Genomic DNA, 4,402 nt, shown 5'->3' on the forward strand with positions numbered 1-4,402 from the left:
CCATTTTCTCTTGTGTCATAGCATTCAACATCAACCGTTAAAATACGTCGTCTTGCCCCATAATCGTGCCCATCTTCTATTGTTTCGCTTTGGGTCGACACATTAACAAATGGGTGATCTCCAGTAGAGAAATTAAAGTCTCGCATATTGTAAACTTCATCACCAGCCGATGTCTTGCCAGCTTTAATCAGCTCAACAAACGTTTCTCTTAACGTATCTCGTGGATGCATCTTAAATCCTGTTTAGGACATATCAGTTGAAAACTATAAAAAGCATTGACTAGTATCAATAATGATACTATATATAAAATTATGAGTCATAAAATTGAAAAAATAATCAGCTTGATGAAAACATCACCAAAGAACATAAAGTTTTCAGATTTGTTGGCTGTATGTAGACATTTCTTTGGAGAACCGCGGAACAATGGTTCAAGCCATTTTGTTTTTAAAACCCCGTGGTTTGGAGATCCTCGTGTAAATATTCAAAAAAGTTCTGGTAACAAAGCAAAAGCTTATCAAATCAAACAAATCTTACAAGCGATAGAAAGGATAAAGAATGAACAATAATCATTATACGTATCGTGTTCTGTGGTCGCAAGAAGATGAGGAATATGTTGGTTTATGTGCTGAATTTCCTTCTCTTTCATGGTTAGATGTTAAAGCAGAGAACGCTTTAAAGGGTATTATGAATCTCGTTACAGAAGTTGTTGAGGACATGCAACGCAATGGAGAGGATGTTCCTATACCTTTGTCACATGTAAAATATAGTGGCAGATTTCAGTTAAGAATACCGCCAGAACTCCATAGACAATTAGCAATTCAAGCCGCTGAAAATGGTGTGAGTTTAAATAGATATATTTCTTCTAAACTGTAGCTCCTTTCCTTGATGCTTTATGAAGATGGAAAACTAATAAAAATTTTACGTTACATCAGACACAGCGTCCTCACGAAGGATAAGCTTATACATATTTGATTCCGAAGCTTGTACATTTGCGACAGTAAAATTCTCTTGAGAAGAAATCACTTTATTGCTGTCAATTTCTTTAGGGGGTAAAATAACAATGCGATCTCCTAGTTCAGGAAGCACGCCTCCAATATCATTGATGCAAACATCAAGTTCTTTTCTTGGGATTGTTGTTTTTACTCTTCCCCCAGCTTCTGGCTCTGCATGCTTAATGCTATAAATCGCTATGATATGAAAAGATTGCCCTGTTTTCTTTCGTGTATAGATAACGGGCTGCCCAAAAGTGTCACGTACATCTTCAATCATTTGACTGAGCAGCCCATACCATTGCATTTTATTGCGCTTTCACGACCGCTTTGAAAAGCATTTCAGGACACGTGCAAATAAAGAGTGGGTAACTGTATACTCCAGGTCTCACCCATGTATTGCGTTCTTTATCCATTACAAGAACTGTATAAAGAGGTTTACCGAATGTATTGACAACATCTAAACCTTCACCCGGAGCAAATGTTTTTTGGAATACACCCGGCACATTAACAGGGAAGAATCGGCATTCATCAGGTTTAATTCCCATAGCTTGTTTGGTGCCAGTTTTGGCCTTCACATTATAGTTACCAATGCTACTACGATAACTAATGAAGGTTACACCAGCAAAATCAAAACTACCAAGGTGTCCAAATCCAATAGCACTGAGTTTTGAAATACCTTTTGCATTATTTAATCTTTGTGCCAAGTAGATTTCATGAACTGTTTTATGGCTTTTTAACTTAGAAAAGAATTCATGCACGAACATCAGGCTGCTCAATGGCTTCTTGAAAAGCGTCTTACAGACCATCGTAAGAAGTTAATCTTGACACAACCTAAGCCACGCACCACAGCGCACAAGTGCGCCATGAACCAGAAGAATAACGACACGATTTTTAACCACATAAGTCTCTGGGGGAGCTTGAAAGAAGAGCTCCTCTCGGGAAAATGCCCCAGAGGGGCATTTATCTCCCCTCAAAAAGAGGTGGTGTCATGAAATTGAGAATGACATCAAACTTTGCAGGGGCAAGAGGATAATCTTCACGTTGCGCATACAAGCTATCTGGATCAATGACTTTGCTCTAATTTATTTTCCCATGGTTCACCTAAAACACCATTGACAAAAACCTGTAAACAATCAGGATCATCTTTAGCTTCTGAGAATTCACGTGCACACTCTTCCCATGTCATCCAAGGTGAATAGAGTGCTGAAATATGGTAAGAGCGCAAACCAGGCTCGCTTGACTTTTGTGTTGGTATCCAACGAGCTCCCCTTTCTTCAGACAATAAGTCTTCTTTACGGTGCTCAGCATGCTTATGACCACAATGCGCACAAACAAACACAGCTTTTTCAGGAGCTCCTTCTGGCCATTGAATTTGCGACCAAACAATGGGTTGAAGTGTACCACATCCATCACAAGGCACATTATAATATCTCTGATCTCCTAAGGCAAAATCTTTAGCGATACGACTTGTGTTACGGTGACGTGGTTTAGAAAATTTGAAAATCTTTCGTTGAGTAAAAGTACTGGTACATGTTTCAGCAAGAGATACTGGATCTCCTCTTTTCTGAACATTTAACGGATAGGCATCAACTTCATCAAGGATCAAATAACGAATAGGCGCCGCTCGCAAACTAACAGCACTACGGGCTCCTGTAAACATCAATATCCCATCATCAAATTCTTTCGAAAGTATTGTATTCCAACCGCCCCTAGAACGGGCAGAAGCCATACGTTTATTTAATGCAGGACTTGCCTCAATCATATGGTTAAAACGGTTCTTAGACACCGTTTGAGCTTCTCCAACTGTAGGCATCACATAAAGAGCAGGGCCAGAACTGTGGTGAATAATGTAACCGCAAAAGTTTAAGGCGGCTTCTGTTATACCAATCTGTGTAGCTTTCATTACCACCGTTGTTTCAACCGATTTGCAAGAGGAAAGATTGTCCATGATTTCCCGTAAATAAGGGGTACGCTTGGTCCTCCATAATCCAGGTTCAGCACTGGCTACTGTATTCAAATAACGGTTTTTATCTGCCCATTGTGAAACTGTGTAGGGGGTATCTGGTTGACACGCTTCACAGGCATGAAAATAAAAAAAACCTTCTTCTGTATTAGTCATTTTTCTCCTCCTTATGAGTTTTTATTCTTCATGACTAAAAGTATCCTGATCATAAAAAAGGAACAGGAATACTAATTTTTATAATAACACTATACATTCTAATAGGATTACACCCGATTTATATCAACATATACAAAAATGATGGGGAATGCAATATGCATGTCATGCATAAACTATTGTAAAATAACGTATTTTATCTTTTTTTCATTTCTTCACAGAAAACAATTGTCTCTCGTAATTATTCAAGATCAATTTTCTCACTTTTAAGTACTACTTGCATTCTCTCAAGTTTTATTTTGTATTCATTAACTCCTTCTATAGAATCCTGCTTTGTCTTTGTGCGAGGTTTTTCATCTTCGCCTAAAACATAGGCTTGTTTGGTGGGATTCTCATTCCATAAAAGCTGTTGCTAATTCTCATTGATAGAACCATCATCATAAAGCGCTTTCATTAAACTTCCCCATCTTGAAACAAGCAACAACCGCATTAGGATAAACACCCATCTTCTTTGCAAACGCTCGAGCCGACAGTCCTTCTCTGTTCTTTTTATTCATGTTTTTGTTATTTTCTGAACTAATTTTTAAAAGATTTTATTGTATTTGTGGATACATTTTGATATACATACGTTATGAAAAACATTAAAATATGTGGTATAAACTGGGACGAAGGTAATTGGCCTAAATGTGCTAAACATGGAGTTTCTAAAAAAGAAGTTGAGTATCTATTCTCTGGTTATGGTCATTTTAGTTATCAAAGATGATCCAGACGTTAGAGAAGAACGGTTTAGAGCTATCGGAAAAAGCTATAATGAACGATACATTTTTTTAGTTTTTACCTTTAGAACAATGAACAATAAATTATTCGTGCGCCCCATTAGTGCTCGTTATATGCACCAAAAGGAAATTGATTTTTATGAAAACCTCTAAGTTAAAACAAATGCCTGTTTTTAAAACCGATGCAGAAGCAGAAAACTTTGTAGATACTGCAGATCTTACAGAGTATGATTTAACTGGTTTTAAACCCGTCCATTTTGAATTTTTACCTAAAGAAGCCTCTATTAATATTCGTCTGCCTCAAGCGCTTATGAACGCTTTAAAGGAAAAAGCTAAAAACCAAGCTATTCCCTATACACGTTATGTCCGACATCTCATTGAGCAAGATTTACAAAAAAGTTATCGCGATTAACATCCTCCGAACTTAACATGCAAGCTGCTTACGACGTTAATGTGCTACAAACTGAAAAAGCTGATGAATTTGCTAAAATAGATAAATTTAAACAAATGGCTTAAAA

The 4,402-nt window shown here is 37.3% G+C and carries 5 protein-coding genes and 4 pseudogenes; 4 read left to right on the forward strand and 5 right to left on the reverse strand.

What is annotated here, in order from left to right; translation table 11 throughout:
• Nucleotides 1–230, reverse strand: a pseudogene (locus GGR10_RS06620) (hypothetical protein); the annotation flags it as partial.
• Between the two features lie 45 nt (nt 231–275).
• Here GGR10_RS06620 and GGR10_RS06625 point away from each other — a divergent pair.
• The gene (locus GGR10_RS06625; protein ID WP_246316897.1) at nt 276–566 is read left to right on the forward strand and encodes a toxin HicA; all 291 of its coding nucleotides are present in this window, start codon (nt 276–278) and stop codon (nt 564–566) included.
• A complete protein-coding gene (locus GGR10_RS06630) occupies nt 556–873 on the forward strand; it encodes a type II toxin-antitoxin system HicB family antitoxin (protein ID WP_078689848.1) in 318 nt (105 codons plus the stop codon). The genes GGR10_RS06625 and GGR10_RS06630 overlap by 11 nt, the downstream gene beginning before the upstream one ends.
• Before the next feature lie 45 nt (nt 874–918).
• Here GGR10_RS06630 and GGR10_RS06635 read toward each other — a convergent pair whose 3' ends face one another.
• The 4 genes and pseudogenes from GGR10_RS06635 to GGR10_RS06915 form a co-directional block, all read right to left on the reverse strand.
• Nucleotides 919–1,296: a head-tail joining protein gene (locus tag GGR10_RS06635; protein ID WP_182480413.1), complete on the reverse strand. Its 378-nt coding sequence runs from the start codon at nt 1,294–1,296 to the stop codon at nt 919–921.
• 1 nt (nt 1,297) lies between these two features.
• Nucleotides 1,298–1,747: pseudogene (locus tag GGR10_RS06640) on the reverse strand (major capsid protein); the annotation flags it as partial.
• Nucleotides 1,748–2,009: 262 nt separating this feature from the next.
• A pseudogene (locus GGR10_RS06645) lies at nt 2,010–3,111 on the reverse strand (terminase gpA endonuclease subunit); the annotation flags it as partial.
• Nucleotides 3,112–3,352: 241 nt separating this feature from the next.
• Nucleotides 3,353–3,665 (reverse strand): annotated as a pseudogene (locus tag GGR10_RS06915) (hypothetical protein); the annotation flags it as partial.
• A gap of 180 nt (nt 3,666–3,845) precedes the next feature.
• Here GGR10_RS06915 and GGR10_RS06920 point away from each other — a divergent pair.
• The gene (locus GGR10_RS06920; RefSeq protein ID WP_246316901.1) at nt 3,846–4,037 is read left to right on the forward strand and encodes a BrnT family toxin; all 192 of its coding nucleotides are present in this window, start codon (nt 3,846–3,848) and stop codon (nt 4,035–4,037) included.
• Nucleotides 4,024–4,296, forward strand: a complete 273-nt coding sequence (locus GGR10_RS06655) for a CopG family antitoxin (protein ID WP_182480435.1) — start codon at nt 4,024–4,026, stop codon at nt 4,294–4,296. The genes GGR10_RS06920 and GGR10_RS06655 overlap by 14 nt, the downstream gene beginning before the upstream one ends.
• The last annotated feature ends 106 nt before the right edge of the window (nt 4,297–4,402 follow it).

Origin of the sequence: Bartonella chomelii, from assembly GCF_014138465.1 — a bacterium.
Lineage (GTDB): Bacteria > Pseudomonadota > Alphaproteobacteria > Rhizobiales > Rhizobiaceae > Bartonella > Bartonella schoenbuchensis.